This window comes from Bremerella cremea (assembly GCF_039541315.1).
Classification (GTDB): Bacteria; Planctomycetota; Planctomycetia; order Pirellulales; family Pirellulaceae; genus Bremerella; species Bremerella cremea.
In genome coordinates this window covers 186,883-203,779 of the sequence record NZ_BAABFZ010000005.1, presented here as the reverse complement: position 1 = coordinate 203,779, position 16,897 = coordinate 186,883, and the positions used below count along the sequence as shown (strand labels likewise).

General features: G+C 55.5%; 15 protein-coding genes. 8 read left to right on the top strand and 7 right to left on the bottom strand.

What is annotated here, in order from left to right; translation table 11 throughout:
- The gene (locus ABD890_RS17940) at window positions 1–1,176 is read right to left on the bottom strand and encodes a dipeptide epimerase (protein WP_345092876.1); all 1,176 of its coding nucleotides are present in this window, start codon (window positions 1,174–1,176) and stop codon (window positions 1–3) included.
- A gap of 271 nt (window positions 1,177–1,447) precedes the next feature.
- On the opposite strand from ABD890_RS17940, the gene ABD890_RS17935 reads away from it, so the two are divergent.
- The 4 genes from ABD890_RS17935 to ABD890_RS17920 are packed head-to-tail and all read left to right on the top strand — an operon-like array spanning window position 1,448 to window position 6,943.
- Window positions 1,448–2,236: an SDR family NAD(P)-dependent oxidoreductase gene (locus ABD890_RS17935; protein ID WP_345092873.1), complete on the top strand. Its 789-nt coding sequence runs from the start codon at window positions 1,448–1,450 to the stop codon at window positions 2,234–2,236.
- A 52-nt stretch (window positions 2,237–2,288) separates the two neighbouring features.
- Window positions 2,289–4,598 carry an efflux RND transporter permease subunit gene (locus ABD890_RS17930; RefSeq protein WP_345092870.1) on the top strand — a complete coding sequence of 770 codons (2,310 nt, stop codon included), beginning with the start codon at window positions 2,289–2,291 and terminating at the stop codon, window positions 4,596–4,598.
- A 36-nt stretch (window positions 4,599–4,634) separates the two neighbouring features.
- Window positions 4,635–5,687: a ketopantoate reductase family protein gene (locus ABD890_RS17925; protein ID WP_345092867.1), complete on the top strand. Its 1,053-nt coding sequence runs from the start codon at window positions 4,635–4,637 to the stop codon at window positions 5,685–5,687.
- A complete protein-coding gene (locus ABD890_RS17920) occupies window positions 5,684–6,943 on the top strand; it encodes a hypothetical protein (RefSeq protein ID WP_345092864.1) in 1,260 nt (419 codons plus the stop codon). The genes ABD890_RS17925 and ABD890_RS17920 overlap by 4 nt, the downstream gene beginning before the upstream one ends.
- A 90-nt stretch (window positions 6,944–7,033) precedes the next feature.
- Here the strand turns inward: ABD890_RS17920 and ABD890_RS17915 are convergent, their stop codons facing one another.
- The 5 genes from ABD890_RS17915 to ABD890_RS17895 all read right to left on the bottom strand — a co-directional run bounded on the left by ABD890_RS17915 (window position 7,034) and on the right by ABD890_RS17895 (window position 12,499).
- Window positions 7,034–7,672 carry a hypothetical protein gene (locus tag ABD890_RS17915; protein WP_345092861.1) on the bottom strand — a complete coding sequence of 213 codons (639 nt, stop codon included), beginning with the start codon at window positions 7,670–7,672 and terminating at the stop codon, window positions 7,034–7,036.
- A gap of 78 nt (window positions 7,673–7,750) precedes the next feature.
- Window positions 7,751–9,010 carry a GTP-binding protein gene (locus ABD890_RS17910; RefSeq protein ID WP_345092858.1) on the bottom strand — a complete coding sequence of 420 codons (1,260 nt, stop codon included), beginning with the start codon at window positions 9,008–9,010 and terminating at the stop codon, window positions 7,751–7,753.
- A gap of 65 nt (window positions 9,011–9,075) precedes the next feature.
- The gene (locus ABD890_RS17905; protein WP_345092855.1) at window positions 9,076–9,597 is read right to left on the bottom strand and encodes a hypothetical protein; all 522 of its coding nucleotides are present in this window, start codon (window positions 9,595–9,597) and stop codon (window positions 9,076–9,078) included.
- Between the two features lie 463 nt (window positions 9,598–10,060).
- Window positions 10,061–11,413 (bottom strand): MFS transporter, encoded by a 1,353-nt coding sequence (locus tag ABD890_RS17900; RefSeq protein WP_345092852.1) that lies wholly within the window; start codon window positions 11,411–11,413, stop codon window positions 10,061–10,063.
- Between the two features lie 153 nt (window positions 11,414–11,566).
- Complete coding sequence (locus ABD890_RS17895) at window positions 11,567–12,499, bottom strand: hypothetical protein (protein ID WP_345092849.1); 933 nt, start codon at window positions 12,497–12,499, stop codon at window positions 11,567–11,569.
- Between the two features lie 384 nt (window positions 12,500–12,883).
- Between ABD890_RS17895 and ABD890_RS25535 the strand changes: the two genes are divergently transcribed.
- The 4 genes from ABD890_RS25535 (at window position 12,884) to ABD890_RS17880 (ending at window position 15,952) form a co-directional block, all read left to right on the top strand.
- A complete protein-coding gene (locus tag ABD890_RS25535) occupies window positions 12,884–13,081 on the top strand; it encodes an AraC family transcriptional regulator (RefSeq protein WP_425548502.1) in 198 nt (65 codons plus the stop codon).
- A gap of 12 nt (window positions 13,082–13,093) precedes the next feature.
- Window positions 13,094–13,243 (top strand): helix-turn-helix domain-containing protein, encoded by a 150-nt coding sequence (locus ABD890_RS17890; protein ID WP_345092847.1) that lies wholly within the window; start codon window positions 13,094–13,096, stop codon window positions 13,241–13,243.
- A gap of 304 nt (window positions 13,244–13,547) precedes the next feature.
- Window positions 13,548–14,936 carry a sulfatase-like hydrolase/transferase gene (locus ABD890_RS17885; RefSeq protein WP_345092844.1) on the top strand — a complete coding sequence of 463 codons (1,389 nt, stop codon included), beginning with the start codon at window positions 13,548–13,550 and terminating at the stop codon, window positions 14,934–14,936.
- Window positions 14,937–15,028: 92 nt separating this feature from the next.
- Entirely contained in the window at window positions 15,029–15,952 is a 924-nt protein-coding gene (locus tag ABD890_RS17880; protein WP_345092841.1) for an alpha/beta hydrolase, read from the top strand.
- 15 nt (window positions 15,953–15,967) lie between these two features.
- Here the strand turns inward: ABD890_RS17880 and ABD890_RS17875 are convergent, their stop codons facing one another.
- The gene (locus tag ABD890_RS17875; RefSeq protein ID WP_345092839.1) at window positions 15,968–16,882 is read right to left on the bottom strand and encodes an SGNH/GDSL hydrolase family protein; all 915 of its coding nucleotides are present in this window, start codon (window positions 16,880–16,882) and stop codon (window positions 15,968–15,970) included.
- Window positions 16,883–16,897: the final 15 nt, after the last annotated feature.

Here is a 16,897-nt window from a genome sequence, read left to right as displayed (position 1 = left end):
TCACGAAACCTCGTAGGTGCCCTGCGGTTCGGCGAGTCTCTCAATGGCGCGAGGGTCAACCGATACGCCAAGACCAGGCCGATCGATCCGCCGGGCGCGACCTCCGTACTGGAAGGTGATATCGGGACTGGTCAGTTGGTCCTTCAAGAGGTGCCGATCGTAAGAACCCTCGAGGAAGCGAATGTCTGCGACCGACGTAGCCCAGTGGCGTCCGGCCGCCGATAGAATACCTGACTCGCCTGGATGACAGCCGAGCTGATACCCAAGGCCATGGCGTTGCGCACACGCTGCCAGATCGAGCGATCGTAAGAAACCGCCACACTTCGAGAGGCGAATATTGAACAAGTCGCAGGTGTGGGCTTGGATAGCCGCATTCGCGTCGAACATGCTGGTGAGGGATTCGTCCAGCATGATCGGCACATCGATCTGCTTTCTGACCTCCGCCAGGCCCTCCACCTCTTCATGCAATGAAGGCTGCTCGACACAGGCAATGTTTGCGGGCAGTAAGGGCTCGATTCGGCTAACGACCTGGTCAACGGGCCAGGCCTCGTTCGCATCGACGCGAATCACAATTCGCTTGCCCAGCACCTGGCGAATTCGTTTTAGTCGGTCCCCCTCGTTGGCAGAGATTCCGACTTTTACTTTGCAGTGCTGGAAGCCATAGATCCGCATCTTCAATGCGCTGATCACTTCCTTGAATGGTTTCTCTGCGGTGACAGCTCCCGAGTAACGAACCTCTTCCAAGTGCGTCCGAACAGGTTCAGCCTCGGCTACCAGCGGAACAATTCGATTGACCGGTTCCCCAAACCGTTTTCCGAATGCATCGAGGAGACTAAGTTCAACCGCACAGCGTAGGGCGTTGCCATAGCAGTCACGTGGATCGTCTTGCATCTGGGCCAGCGAAAACGCGCGGCATAACTTGATGACGTCGGACCAGTTCTGGCAGTCGCAGCCAAACTGTGCCAGGTCGGTGGCCTGCCACTGGGCAATGGCACCCTCTGGCGTCTCGCCGGTGACATACGACCGCGGAACACCCTCGCCCCAGCCCACGGTGCCGTCTTCCAATTCGCATCCAATCAGCACATTGGTACTCTCGTGTCGCGATGTCGAGGCGTGCTTGATCTCCTTCCGCAGGGGAAGGTGGAGCAGGTAGGCACGGAAACGAACGACTCGCATGGACAACCACCCTGGCATCGTCAGGAAGAGAAACAAAATTCGGCAACTTGGCAGAAGCCGGGCCAGTGCCATGGAAAATTGCCAATGGCAAATTAATAAGCAACAAATTTGGAACACTTCGGAAAGATATTGAATTAGCATAGTTCAAGCGAAATATGCTGTCACGGAGATTCGCTAATTGCCGTGGGGCATATTAAAATACGGACTCGTCATGAGTTACGAATATCGAACACACCATTGAAGCACCTCCAGGTACGAGAGAGTTTTACCCATGACCCCATCAGCCGACGCGGTTGAGGTCGCCGTCGTTACGGGAGCTTCAACCGGCATTGGTCGTGAATTTGCCCGCAGGCTTGCCAAACGCTGTGGCAAGGTCATTCTGATCGCGCGTGATGCGGCGCGTCTGGAAGAAACACGCCAGGAGGTGGTTGCCCTCGGGGCAGCTGCCGAGATTGTCGTCTGCAATCTTTCGGAACGTTCTGAAGTCGAGCGACTAGCCCAGCAACTTAGTGAAATCCCGAATATCGAATACCTGGTTAACAATGCCGGCTTCGGCACCATGGGGGACTTCGTTGACGTCGACCGCCAGCAACATGCGGACATGATTAATGTTCACGTCGTGGCGACCGTGCTGCTAACCCATGCCGTTGTTCCCGGGATGAAGGCACGTGGACGTGGGTACATTATCAATGTTGCCTCGATGTCATCATTTATGATCGGGCCAGGCCAGGTGACCTATGCCGCGACAAAAGCCTCGCTGACGTCCTTCTCGGAATCGCTCCAGGTCGAACTCGAACGAACCGGCGTGCAGGTACAAGCACTCTGCCCAGGCTTCACACGCACCGACTTCCACAATCGCCCCCAGTTTGAAGGCTTCGACCGCGATACGATCTCCGCGAATCTCTGGCTCACGCCAGAGCAGGTGGTCGACTTTTCGTTGAGAAAGCTTCCGTCGAAAAGGGTCGTTTGTGTACCAGGATTGAAGAATCAGTTCTTTGCCAGGCTCATGACCTTCCGCTTTGTTCGGATCATTGCCGGAAAATCAGTCCGAAAGAAATAGCACGAAGACGCAGACTTCGATTCCCACTGTATAGGACTGCCTGGCAACTTTGATGAGGCGACCTTCTCCACTGACGTTGATTTCGCTCGGTACCTTGGTGCTGATGGCCCTGGCCGCGCCGTTTCTGGTTCTGGGGGCGGACCAGGCCTTGCGAACGATGTTCAATGCGCCGATTCGCTGGATTCCTGAGAAGTTCGACTCGCTCCGAACCTTCCATGAATTTACCAGCCAATTCGACGTCCACGAGATGATTCTGCTGAGCTGGCCAGACGCCACCGTCGATGACCCTCGCTTGGATCTTGTCGCTGAAGAAATCATGCGACGGCAACAGCAGCGGACCGAGGATGGGCTTCCCGAACTATTCGTGGGCGTACCGAACGGTTATCGGATGCTGCAGCAGTTGACGTCGGAACCACAGTCCCTGTCGCGGACCGAGGCGATCGAGCGGCTGAAGTCGGTGTTGGTTGGTCCCGATGAGAAGACGAGCACGCTCGCGATCGAGTTGACACCAGAAGGTGCTCTGGATCGGCGAATTGCCCACGAGATTGCGCTGGCCTCGGCAGAAAAGATCGTGGGACTTCCACGGGACCAGTACCTCCTGGCAGGGCCAGCGACCGACGGACTTTCCATCGACCAGATGAGTATTGAATCGGTCCAAACATTGGCCATTCCCTCGTCGGTGCTCGCCTTTCTGTTGTGCTGTGTTTGTCTGCGATCGATCTGGTTCACGATCCCGATCGTGATCGTTGCTGCCGTTGGCCAAGGGCTGGTGCTGGCTTTGGTGTTTTGGCTTGGCCTGCAGATGAATGCCATTCTGATTGTGCTTCCACCACTGGTATTCGTCTTGGCGATCTCTGCCGGAATCCACCTGGTGAACTATTACTACAGCGAGCTGAGCGACGGAAACTTCGTAACGCCTGCGGTCGATGCGATTCGCAAAGGATGGTTTCCGACCGTCCTGGCTGCGGTGACGACGGCGATTGGCCTGGCCTCGTTGATGGTCAGTGAAGTCGCGCCAGTTCGGCACTTCGGCATCGTTGGCGCCATTGGCTTGTTGGTGACCTGTGCGCTGCTGCTCTTGGTTCTTCCGGGAGCTATGGAACACTGGCCCGGCCGGAAACAAGCAGCCGACAAAGCGGGGTTTCCTTGGTGGTCCCCATTGGCAGGCTCCGATGACAACTGGATTTGGAACCAGTCCGCCCAACTCATTCGCCGTTTTCACCGCTGGATTGTTGTCACGGCGTTTGTCCTGCTGGCGTTCACCTCCATTGGGCTGACGCGCGTCAGTTCGACCCTGAACGTATTTTCAATGATCTCTGAAACGACGAAAGCCGTGCAGGACCAGCGGTGGTTCGAGACCAACGTGGCTCCATCGGTGCCGGTTGAGATCATTGTGCGGTTTCCAGATCTTGCGGGCGATCCTCGGATGTTGGACAAAGTTCGCGTGATCGAGAAGCTCCAGAACGAGGTTCTCGCCGTCGATCATGTTCAGGGCGTCATTTCCCCCTATACGTTTCTTCCGCCGATACCGGATGGGGGTGATGTGCGAAGCGTTCTTCGACGCACGGTGTATCGCCGTCAGGTCGAAAAACAACTTCCGATGCTCGTCGAGGCAGGCTACGTTCGACAAGTCGAAGGGGCACAGTTATGGCGGATCAGTGGACGCGTCGAACAAGATCCTGATATTGATTACGGTACATTTCTAGTCGAGTTAGAAGAACAGATTGCGCCTGCCGTGTCCGCTGAATCGGATGAATCGTTTCCGATCTCGGCGACCTACACCGGGGTGACCTCGGTGGTTTACGACGTGCAGCGAGCCTTATTGAAGGACTTGTTCTACAGCTTTGTCACCGCAATTGCTCTCGTGGGGATTGTGATGGTGGTTGTGCTGCGGAGCGTCGTAGCTGGGACGCTGGCGATGGTACCGAACATCTTTCCCACAGTGTTGGTCTTTGGCACCATGGGCTGGTTGAACTGGGCGGTTGATATCGGCTCGATGATGACGGCCAGTGTTGCCCTGGGAATCGCGGTCGATGGAACGTTTCATTTTCTGGGGTCGTTTCAGCACGCACTCGGAAAGGGAGCAGACCGGTTCGAGGCGATTCGCATAACGTATGGCCATTGCGGCCGAGCACTCGCTCAGACAACGTTCGTTTGCGCCGCAGGGCTTTTGGTTTATAACGCCAGCGACTTCATTCCTGCCCGCAGCTTCTCGTGGATGCTGTTGGTTCTGTTAGTGATTGCCGCGGTCGGCGACTTGGTTGTCTTGCCTGGTTTGTTGGCAGGGCCACCGGGGCGTTGGTTTCGGTCAGAACGCCAATCCAAGATTGCAACGGACACTCGCGACGTTACCACGGAATAATGGCATTTGGCAGACTTGCTTCCGAAGAGAAACAACATGACGAAAGTTGGAATACTGGGTGCCGGGGCGATCGGTTCGCTCGTCGGAGGACTCATTCAAACTCACGATCCGGAAGTGAAAGTGGTGATGCTGGCTCGTGGTGAGCATGGGCGGATGATGGAGCAGCGAGGCACCATTGTTCTGCAGGGACCATGGGGCACGCGCGAGACTCCGGTGACCGTCTGCACCGACCTGGAACAGTTGCGCGATTGTGATCTGCATATCTTAACGGTCAAATCGCAAGACACGGTCGAAACCTTGGAGCGAGTCGGACCTTACCTGGGTGATGCAACGATCGTCTCCTTGCAGAATGGGACCAACCAGGCCGTGCTACGAAAGTTCCTGCCAGCAGAGCAGTTCCTGGTAGGTATGACGGCGATCAATGTTGCACTGGTTGAACCCGGAACGGTCAGCCTGCAACTGGATGGGGTGACGATGATTGGTTCCACCCTCGGCGATCCTCCGCAAGATCGAATCGAAAAGGCGCTGCAGATCCTTCGGAAGAGCGGGCTGGCGTTCAAGAGTCATGAAAACATTGTGGGCGTTCAGCTCAATAAAGTTTCCATCAATTGCCCCGGCTATGCATCGGTGTTGTCGCAGAGCAGCTTTCTCACCGAGTGTATTCTCGACCGATCGTGGCGAAACGAAGTCGCCAAACCGTTGCTGGATGAATGCTTTGCCGTACTTAAGGCGGCAGGTGTGAATCTTGTGCGGGTGCCGGGGCCTTCCGATATCAAGCGGTTTCGCAACTTGTTGAACCTGCTCGATGTACCGCTATTGGGCTGGATCGCCGCGACCGTTATTCGGATCACCAAGCGCAAGCGAATTGTCTATTCGGTCGAACAAGACTTGATACGCCGCAAACCGACCGAGATCGACTATGTCAACGGCGAGATCGTTCGATTGGCGAAAGAGCACGGAACCGAGGCGCCTCTCAACGAAAAGGTTGTGGAAATGGTGCATCAGCTCGAACAACGCGATCCACTGAAGTTCTTCAGCATGGACGAAGTCGTGGAACAGTTTCGTCAGCTGCGAGCCTCGTTATCATGAAGATCCTCATGACCGATGGGACAAGTGCGTCCGCGCGACAGACACTCTATGGCGTGCCAACGGAGCATGCGATTGATGTGCTGGCCCCATCGGCATTTTGCCAATGTCGATTTTCAAGCAAAGTCGCCCGATGGCGAAGGTGTCCGAAGATAGGAACCGAGCCGGTCGAATACCTGCGAGAACTGCTCGGGCTGGTTCGCAGCCACCAGTACGACCTTTTACTGCCGACACATGAAGAGGTTTATCTGCTATCGAAATTTCGTGATTCCATTGCCCCGCATGTCCATCTGGCAGTTCCATCCTTTGATGCGATGCGGAAGCTGATTGGAAAAATCGATTTCGCCGAGACGATGGGCGCGTTGGGCTTGCCAATCCCAGCCTTTGAAGTTCGGCACTCCGACTCGCTGCTTAAGGAAGACCTTTCATTTCCGTTCTATTTGAAAGTGAACTTGGGTACCGCAGGACTTGGGGTTCGGCTCGTCCGAAACGCTGAGGATCTGACGAATGCTCTCGCCGAGTTTCGCGATGCAAAGCTTCTGGAGAACGAACCACTCCTTGTCCAACAACCTGCCACCGGACAGATGTGCGTCGGCCAGGCCGTTTATCAGGATGGTCAGTTGATGGGTGCTCATTCGGCCAAGGTGCTGATCGATTGTTCCGGAGGGGGAGCGATGCTGCGAGAAAGCGTTCACCATCCAGGCGTTATCGACGATTTGAAACGCTTAGGGAGTTCACTTGGTCTCCATGGTGCAATATTCGTCGAATACCTTTACGACGATGCAACACAAACACCTTCCTATATCGAATGTAATCCGCGGATCGGAGAATCGGTGAATGCCGTTCTCAGCGGAGTCCCCCTGGTGAAGCTCTTCTGCGAGATAAGTGCCGGGCAAGTCGTCGATTCTTTACCGGTCGGAAAAGAGGGAGTCCGCAGCCACACCGGTTTCGTGCGATTGATGTGGATGGGAGCGGAAGGGGCAACACGACGAAGCATTCGTCAGGAACGAAGTGATATGCGGTCCCGGCGAGGACGGTACGAACGCGCCCAGAACGAGACGACGCGGCCAGATGAAGATCGATACAGTGTATGGCCAGCAAGGTTTGTCGGGCTGAGATTACTACTCCGTCCCGTCAGCGGAGCGGAGATGATCAAGTCGACCGTGATGAACTATTCACTGCCTTCTGCCGCGTGCCGCAAAATCGACGCGTTGCCGGCTGACTTCGCCAGTCAGATTTTAGAAGGCTCGGCCTCCTAAAAGACAATCACTTCCATTGGCGGCGTCTGACTGAGATGCAGGGACGATGCATTCGAGAGCTGTTCTTTGTTGAACCAGCGTTCCATCGCATCATCGAGGCTTCCAGGCGGAAAGCTGGTGATGGTCTGCAAACCTCTCCGCAAGGGCATGCCAGGCCGAAGCAAACTGGCATGCTGGGATGATAGCATGTTTGCGGTTGTTCCAGGCAATCAGCGTAGCTTCGCGGTAGGCGAGACCTAAGCGAGATGCGACGTCGGTTTCGTACTGGGCGATCCATTCGATCATTCCCAGCGTCAGCCGGACCGATCGCTGACGATTATCGATGGTGCTGACCGGCGATGGGGGCAAGTCGGTGTCGGACCAGGGAGGAGAATCTAACATTGCCTGGCGAAGGTAACGAGGTGCGAACGTGTTTCGCGAAATGAAAATCCCGCCTAGCGAATGTTCCCCGTAAAACGCGCCGAAACCGCGCAGCACGACACATCGGCCGCCCGCCAACGACAACTGGTAGACGCTGCTGGAGCAATCGGTTCGTTCTGGCGGCGGCTTGATCTGGCTAAAGCCGATTTCCCGTAGCCAGTTTCCCTCAGGACGCAGCACGTCCCGCCCCCAGCACCAACACTGCTGCTGAAACAGATCACTCGCTCGACGCCGAATCGATTCCGCCGCGTCCGCAGAATCAATCCTCGCGGACCGTTGCAGCGAAGTATGCTTTACGCGCTGGATCATGGAGTTCACCTCGCATCGATGTCCAAGGGTACGGTGATTGTCGTTAAGTTGAATTCGTCGAAGGGCTGCGCTCTCAGATCATTGGATGTCATTCGACGCGATTTCCTCTGATGCCTCTTCCTCGACCCGGATCGCTGGCAGCGGATCTGGGAGGCGTTCCCACAATTCCGGGCCGGTGGCGAATTCCAGATCGGTTAGCAGGCATTCGTTCAGCCGCGATTCGACTTGAGCGCGATCGAGATTGATCCCAATGAAGACCAGTTCCTGGCGGCGATCGCCATACTTGCCGTCGAATTGGCTCATCAGCTGCGAGCGTACTTCAGGTTCTTCAGGCCAATACTCATCACTGGCGGCATCCCACCAGATTCCAGCTGGGTTCAACTGGATAGAGACACCTGCCTGAGACCATTGATAGGCATAGTCGTTCCGAGTCGCGATCCAGGCAAAGCCTTTACTGCGAAGGATCCCGGACAGGATGCCATCTTCGCGATTGAGCATGTCCCAAAGCCGACCAGGATGGAACGGCCGCCGCGAGTGGAAGACAAAATTGCCGATGTTGTACTCTTCGGTTTCGTGAGATTCTTCGCCACGTGGCACGGCGAGCCAATCGGCATGCTGCTCGGCCTCTTGCAACTGGAAGAGGCCTGTCCCCAGGATCCGGGATAAAGGGATCTTGCCGTACTCGGTCGTCACGACCTGGGCGGTTGGATTGAGCCGAGCAACGATGGACTTGAGCAGGCTCAATTGATCGGCGTCGACGAGGTCGGCCTTGTTGATGAGTATCACGTTCGCGAATTCGACCTGGTCGACCAGCAAATCGACCACATTACGTGTATCCTCTTCGCTCAGCCCAATCTTGCGATCGACCAGGTCGTCCCACGAACCGAAGTCGAGCAGGAAGTTCTTGGCATCGATCACAGTTACCATCGTGTCAAGCGAAGCGAAGTCCGACAGACTTTGGCCCTCGTCGTCGACGAACGTGAACGTTTCGGCCACCGGCAGAGGCTCGCTAATTCCGGTGCTCTCAATCAACAAATAGTCAAAACGGCCTTCTCGTGCCAGGCGGCTGACTTCGACCAGCAAGTCTTCCCGCAGCGTGCAGCAAATACAGCCATTGGTCATTTCCACCAGTTGTTCCTCGGTTCGGCTGAGCGCGGCACTGCCGTCGCGGACGATTGCGGCGTCAATGTTGACTTCGCTCATGTCGTTCACAATCACGGCGACTCGTAGGCCTTCGCGGTTGGCGAGAATATGATTAAGTAAAGTCGTCTTGCCAGCTCCTAGAAAGCCAGACAGAACCGTCACGGGAAGCTGCGATGATTTGTTTTGCGCGATCATGGATATCCTTGCCTGACGATGATTCGAGATTGTTGGAACGGACGATGGGGAGAAGGGTGAGAAGCCTATTCCGGTTGAAGATTCGCGAGATCGAGCTGACATGGGCCAACGTGATGACGCTGAAGTTCACGCTCGAGACTCTCTTGGATCAGCGCACGTTTCGCGGGAAACAGGCGGCTTAGTTCCTCTGCCAACGACAGCAATTGCGAGGTTGATGTTTTCCGGTCGATGGCGACCAGGCGAACTCCATGGCAGGAAAGCCGCTCGCGCCAAAGGGAAAGTTCTGGCACGTTATCGGTGGGCTGATGTAGAAAGAGCGATCCGGTGCGTAGGCGTAGCGCCCGCTGGTTTAACACTCGGTAGGAAGGCAACTCGCCGGTCGTCTCCCAGAGGGCGGCTTCGTCGTTACTGAGTAACGTCTCGGAAGTGATTGTGTGGCCGAGGAGTAACAGAACAGGTTGCGCTAGTTTTGGCTGAAGGATGCCAATTGTGACATCCGTTTCTGGACCGAGTTGCGTTTCGGCGATGGCGGTACGGCCGCAAGCTGCCAGGCAGACAAGCAGAAAGATGAAGCGAAGTTGGATCATGTCGTTGCCTCCTTAGCCGGAAGAGAACGGCTTCCGGTAACGCTTGTTTATCGTACATGCAAGCGAGTGGCATGTGGGTGGTTTTGTAGATTCTAGTAATATGCAAAAGAGTTGCAAGTGGCGTCGTGGTGCAAAATACTAAGATTCAAGAAATGACTTCACGGAGCGTCCCTGAACGGTACATTCGCCAGAGAGCTCATCTGGAAGCCAAACGCCTGTTGCCGGGTGGCCGAGAGAAAGAGCCAGAGGGCAGAGACTGCCCCATAAACAGCCGAAAAGATGCAATTTACGGAGCCGTCTAGCCTGGAATCGGCAGCAGAGGAGACACTTGCCGACTGCTTGAAGGAAGACCACCGACCATGAGTTCCAACTACACGTTAGCCGGCAACAGGTTTACATATTTCCAGTTGACGACGTTCCGCCACGCGTAGACTGACGACTGACCGCGCCGTAGTTGCACCGGTTACGATGCAGTTTTGGAAAGCATTACTTCGTCAGGCGTTTCTGACGAATCTTTAGGAGCATGGGGATCTTCTAGCTTCTCGCTCACTTCTTTCGGATTGATTGCCAAGACGATCGCGACGAGAACAATCTGCAGAATCGCGAGGAAGATGTGAAGCTCGCTGATGTTGAAGGCCCACTCCATCGTGCCGGAAAAACGAGCCCCCAAACCGTTCGAGACGTTTAATAAGGCCATAAACGCGGTGAACTGCGTTGCCGCGATAGGCCGCCAGCAGATTCCCATGAACAAGGCAAACATGGAAACTTGCAGGAACGCGGCGAGAGTCGATTCGACGAGAAAGAGAATGGTCACCACGGTTGAATTCGACCAGTATGCTTCCGTCATCGGATAGGCAAGCCAGCAAGTCGAGAGGGCGACGAGACTAAAGATAACGGTTCGCTTGGTGCCGAAAGTCGAAGCAAGGATCCCGCCGAGTACTGAGCCTCCCAGGCCAAACCAGACTGCGAGTTGCCCTTCCAGGAACAGCCAGTCACTGCTGGTCCATCCAAGTTCACGCTGCAGATAAACGGGCCAGATAATCAGGTGCGAGTTGATCGCAATCAACGAAAGCACTGCGAGCGACGCGCCGAGGATCGTCGAGCGGAGCGAGAAGGCCCGAAATAGCATTTGGAATAGCGCCCGAAGAGAAGCTGGGTGTTCCATCTCTTCCGATCGCGAGTGATGGTCGCGTGCTTTCTTGCTTGGCCAGAGCAAGTCGCCAGGACGCTCTCTCAGGCAAAGTGGTACCGCCGCGATCAACAACAAGATGGTGATCTGTACGGAAACCGCACTAGGGAAACCATAGGACAAAATGATATGTCCCAAGATGGCACCCCCGATGAACGTTCCGCCGTAGCTCGAGGCGAACATGAAGCCATTCGCGACGCCACGTTCTTTCGCCGGCAACATATCAACGGCGAGTGCATCGACCGAGACGTCTTGCAGTGAAGCAAACACGTTAACCAGTAACACCATCGCCGCAATGATGCCAACACTGGTGGTCAGTTCAGGAATGAAGGCCATTGCCCCCAGCGTCAGCGTCATTAGAAACTGGGCTGCCAGGATCCAAGGGCGACGTCGTCCCATCGGCAAATAGCCGAAGCGATCGATGAACGGGCCCCAGATCCACTTCAAGGCCCACGGCCAACTGACCATGGCGACGACCGTGCCAATTGCCTCGGTCGAGACCTGCTCGCTGATCAGATATGTTTTCAGGGCAATTCGAACGAACCCATCGGGGATTCCCTGGGCGGCGTAAAGAATGCAAAGTGTCGACAGGCGAAGAGCAGGATTGTCGCTGAGATACGGCTTCAAGAGATTCCTCTACACGCTTCCAAAGGCCAGGCGATTCGCGGACGAATCCACCAATGTTAGTATTTGCGCAGAGGGGTGTGACAGTGGATTATTTGCAGGGACATGGCAGATATTTCCAATGTCCGCAATGCGGAAGCGATCGTGGGGCAATCGCTATTCAGTCTGGCTTGCGTCTTTCTTTTGATCGCTGCCGCGGATCTTGTTGTTGGCCTGGATCAGCCGTTCCGGCCAGCGAAACGTGGGTGCCTGGCTCGGATCGTAACCTTGCATGTGTCCTTCAAGCCGCGTCGTCGGCTTGGTGTAGGTGAGCTTCATCTCGCCGAAGACTTCCTGGCAGATCGCCGCCAGGCCAGGGTCGTACTCTTTCAGTTCTTTCCGCGTGTTGACGTGATTGTGCGAACTATCTGGCTCCCGGTTGTTATCGAACCAAGACTGCACACCCTCAGCAAAGTATTCGCGGTGATCGACTGATGCATACTTGTCCTTCCAGAGTCCCGCTTCCATCGCCTTGTCGTACGTTTCCTTCAAGCGATCGTCGAAGGTGGGATCGATCCGAACGAGCCCGCGCTGATGGATGTTGTGCGCGAATTCGTGGATCAAAATGTTCTCGGTCGAGTAAGGATCGCCCTTATAACCAAGCAGGTTCTCTTCGCCGCAACTGCAGAATGGATCGTCGGCCATCGTGCCGCCAGTCCCGCGGGCGCGTGCATCCCAGTATTCTTTCGGCTTGAAGTGCGAGAACTCGGGCAGGTCGGTGGTGAACTCGTTGTAAGCCAGAATCAGCATTCGAGAACCACTGGCGGTCATGGTTCGCTTTAAATCAGGGCGATTCGCGAGAAGTTGATCGATCAGGTAGGCTGCTTCCTTCAGGGCGTAGTCGTTTACCGTCGCCGAGGCCAACACCGCGTAGCCATTGGCATCGACATACTTGGCATAGAACTGCGATTGATTCCAATCGGCTGGAACGGGCTGAATAGGATACAACTCGTCAGCCTGGACGGTGGTGATGCTCGCCAGCAGAAATGTCAGGCAAGCGAAGTTCTGCGGAGCCGTCCGTAAGGAAGTATTCCAGAAGTCGTAAAACATACGTTGGCACTAACGCGGAGTTCATAGAGGAAAGGAGGCCGTCGATTATGAGGCTTGTCGCGATAGAATGCCAGTTGTTTTTCGACGGCAGTGGTGAAACATTTCCGACCAGCACCGTCGTGTGGGTTACCAATAAATGCGGTGAATTTCCGAAACTGTTGCTTTCGCGTTGTTCTATCCGCACGAAACGGCGCGATGTGCAGGTCATCGGTTGTGGCGATCTTCTGTAGTTCTTCTTCCGACCAGGTCGTGGGGATGATGGGGGGCCTTCACAGAGTTGCGTTTGGGTATCGCAGGGACTAGATGGTCGTTGTGTCGATGCCAGCCGCCCCTGCCTTTTTGTCAGGCGTAATTTCTTCACGTATCAATGGCGAATAGGTTTCAATCTCGACACAAAGCAGCGGGGCGCCTGCGTATCGGGTTGCTCAAGCGATTCGCTGGATCAAAGATCATTTCGCCGATCCGGAGAAGATTGAAACCTTAGCCGAAAAAGTCGGGCTGAGCACATCGTCATTTCATTTGCATTTCAAAAACGTTATCGCGATGACGCCGTTGCAGTACCAGGAACGACTCCGATTCTAAGAGGCTCGCAACTTGATGCTGGCCGAAAAGCTGGACGCTGCGGAAGCGGCATTTCGGGTCGGCTACGATGGCCCGTCCCAGTTCAGCCGCGAGTATCGCCGCATGTTCGGAACGCCACCTCGTCAGGATCAGGATATTGATGCGTTGCTGTCATCGACTTAGTTCGCGAATCGAACCTGACGAGAAAGCACTCTCAACCGAAATTCGACCGTTGATCATGCTCCGTCGGCATTCCTGGCGTGAGGCAGCAAATCGACCGATTTCGCCGCGGAATAGATCCGCCGATGCATGCAGTTGCGGGCTAGGGTATCTACAATCAAGGGACGACTGTTGACCTCCTTTCGCGAGATCCCCTCTCATGCTTGCTCGTTCTTTTACTGCCTTGGGTCTAGTTGTTGGTTCGCTCTTTAGCACTGGCTTAGCGGCAGAAGACCACGGCCCGAGCGCTGTTGAGCGGCTACCAAATATGGTCGTCCTTCTGGCGGACGACATGGGGTGGAACTCGGTAGGCTATCATAACGCCGAGTTCCAAACGCCGAACATCGATTCGATTGCCGCCGATGGAATGACGTTGAATCGGTTTTACGTCGCGCCAATGTGTTCGCCGACGCGGGCCGGGCTGATGACCGGAAGGTATCCGATTCGGTTCGGTTGTGCCCGAGCGGTGATTCCGCCATATCGCGACTTCGGCTTGCCGACTTCGGAAGTCACCTTGCCGGAAATGCTGGCGACACTTGGCTACGAGAACCGTGGTATCTTCGGCAAGTGGCATCTGGGCCATCGCCGGGCGAAGTGGCATCCGCTCGCTCAGGGCTTCACGCACTTTCATGGGCACTACAACGGAGCGATCGACTACTTCGAGCTTTCACGCGATGGCGTTCGTGACTGGCATGTTGGTTACGAAACTTCCGATCAACAAGGTTATGCGACCGACCTGATCGCCGAAACGGCTGCCGAGTGGATTGTCGAGTCCGCAAAGGCCGACGCTCCTTACTTCTGCTACGTCCCCTTCAACGCACCCCATTCCCCTTATCAGGCTCCGGACGACGCGATCGCCCAGTATGGCAACCTGCCTGACGCTCAGGGCCGTAACGAAAAGCAGCGGGAAATCTACAAGGCGATGATCGGCCGCATGGACGAAGGCGTCGGTCGAATTCTGAAGGCGATCGAATTGACCGGTGAAGCCGACAACACGATGGTCTGGTTCTTCAGCGACAACGGTGGCGTCGGCAACTTGCGCGGAATCAATCAGCCGTTGAAAGGTTCTAAGCTAACGGTGTTTGAAGGGGGGACGCGTGTGCCTGCTTGTGTTCGTTGGCCAGCGAAGATCAAAGCGGGACAATCGTGCGACGTGGTCTGCGGCTACATCGATTTATTGCCCACGCTGGTCGCCATCGCTGGCGGTAAGAGTCAGAGTCTGACCGATAAGCCGCTCGACGGCATCAACCTGGTGCCGGATTGGACATCAACAAGTGCCGACGGGAGCGAGCGAGCCTGGTTCTCTTACCATGGTCAATCTGGTCCAGATTCCGAGCAGCTTGCCATTATCCAAAATGGATGGAAGCTGATCGTCAACGGACCTCAGCTAACCGACATAAAGCAATTGAAGGATGGTTCGCACCAGGTTCGACTCTTTCATCTCGATCAGGACCTAAACGAAACAAGCAACCTGGTGAAAGAGAAGCCGAAGAAGGTGAATCAACTTGCTCGGCAACTGATCGAGCACCGGGCACTACAGCCAGCGGACGCGGTGCCTCCGTACGGGGTTGGTAGTGCTGGCTTCGTTCCGCCTCCGCTGTGGAAGCTTGATCCGGCCAATCCTGACGAACTGGTTGGTGGTTATCCAGCAAAATAGATCCGTTCGCCCCGACTGCTTGCATTCGCCACGCCATCCAGGTTACCGTGAACCGACCAGAAGCGATTGATCAGGCAAGCAGGAAGGTATTCATGACGCGTCGAATGGGTTGGTTGTGTGTGGCGATGTTGCTTGGCATTTTGTCAAGTAATGAACTAAATGCTCAGGCCACCAAGAAGAAGACCCCTCCACCGTTTCAGTGGGTGAACCATCCCAAGACGCTGCCGACCGGCGTTCAACATGGTGTCTTCAAAAGCCCATCGATGCAGCAGGACGTCGGCTATTGCATCTACTTGCCACCTTCGTATGCCGCGGACACCGATCGTCGCTATCCGGTCGTCTATTACCTGCATGGTGGCCGCCCTGGCAACGAGAACAAAAGCGTTGGCCTGGCGAAAACCTTTCATGAATATATGGCAAACGGTGCCGCACCAGAGATGATCTACGTCTTCGTGAACGGCGGGCCGGTCAGCCACTACAACATGGCGGAACGCAAGAATGCCATGGGAGAAAATGTCTTCGTTGAGGAACTAGTTCCGTTCATCGACAAGACGTACCGCACCGTTGCCGAACGGAAAGGTCGCGGCCTGGAAGGCTTTTCGCAAGGGGGCCGGGGAACGACTCGAATCATGTTCAAGCACCCCGACCTGTTCTGTTCCGCAGCCCCTGGTGGTTCCGGCTATGCGACCGAGAAGCGAATCTCGGAAGATAACGGCCGCGAAAACCCAGGGCTCGCCTTTGCCCCTGGCGACAATACCTGGGACTTGGCACGCAAGTATGCCGAGTCGAAAGAGCCACCCCTGAGGATCATGCTGCATGTCGGAACCGCAGGCTTCAACTACGAGAACAATCTCGACTACATGAAGTTTCTGGAGTCGCTTAAGATTCCTTTCGAGAAAGTTGTCGTGGAGGGTGCCCCGCACAGCGCTCAAAAGATCTACGACAAGCGTGGCCTCGAACTCGTCCGCTTCCATGCTGACAACTTCCGCCGGAACGGAGCGTTGTCAGCGGAATAGTTGCTGCCGCGTTGGCTACTTCGCGCGTCGTCGTTGATTGATTGAATCTTTCATCATGCTGGCAACCTCTTCGGTATCGCCGAGGGGCTCAGGCGTGACAACCTTCTCACGCGTATAGCCAATGTGTTTCATCCAACGCGAGGAACGATGCTTGCGCAGGCGATCGACTTCCTGGTAAAGCGGATCGCCTTTGATGGTGGCGAGCGAATCGTTCGCCACATCAACATCGAGCGCGGCCAGAATCGTTTTCGCCATCATTAGGTGACCTGCTTCGCCGGGGTGAACGTGGTCTTTCGAGAAGACTTCGTCCTGGGCATCGCGAGCTTTTCGCATGGCTGTGTGCAAGTCGATCACCTCGACGCTTGGTTCGTTGAGTGAGGTCTCCCATTCGGCGTATTTCGTCATCACACTGTCGTAGTTGAACTCTTCCGGCTTCGTTGTCGCGTCATAGATTGGCGGCGTGACCAAATAGATCTGTTGTACACCGTCCGCTTTGCACTGCGCGATCAATTGCTTCACACCTGATTGAAAGGCGGCTAATCGCTCGGCTTCCAATGGCTGATAGATGCCGTCATTGATGCCATAACAGGCAAACACGATCTCTGGCTTGGCTCGCTCCAAGAGACGACCCAGTCGCTCGAACAGACATGGCCGTGGAAACGCTCCGCCAGCATGCCCTTCTTCGCTAAGACCAGAAAGCGTTTCGCTGGCAAGACCGAGTCCATAGATGTCGAAGTCTTGTTCCGGATAAAGCTTTTCGAGGTAGTAGTCCACGAACGTTATATAGCCGCCAGCCTGCGTGATGCTGTCCCCCAGAAATACGACCCGCTTTCCAGCGAGGGCATTGCCGCGTGGCGTCGATTCTCCGGCGTTTGCTGTCGAAAGGAGAAGGAGTGCCGAGAAGCTAACAAGCATCAACAACGTTTTCATGGTGGGCCTGTGCAG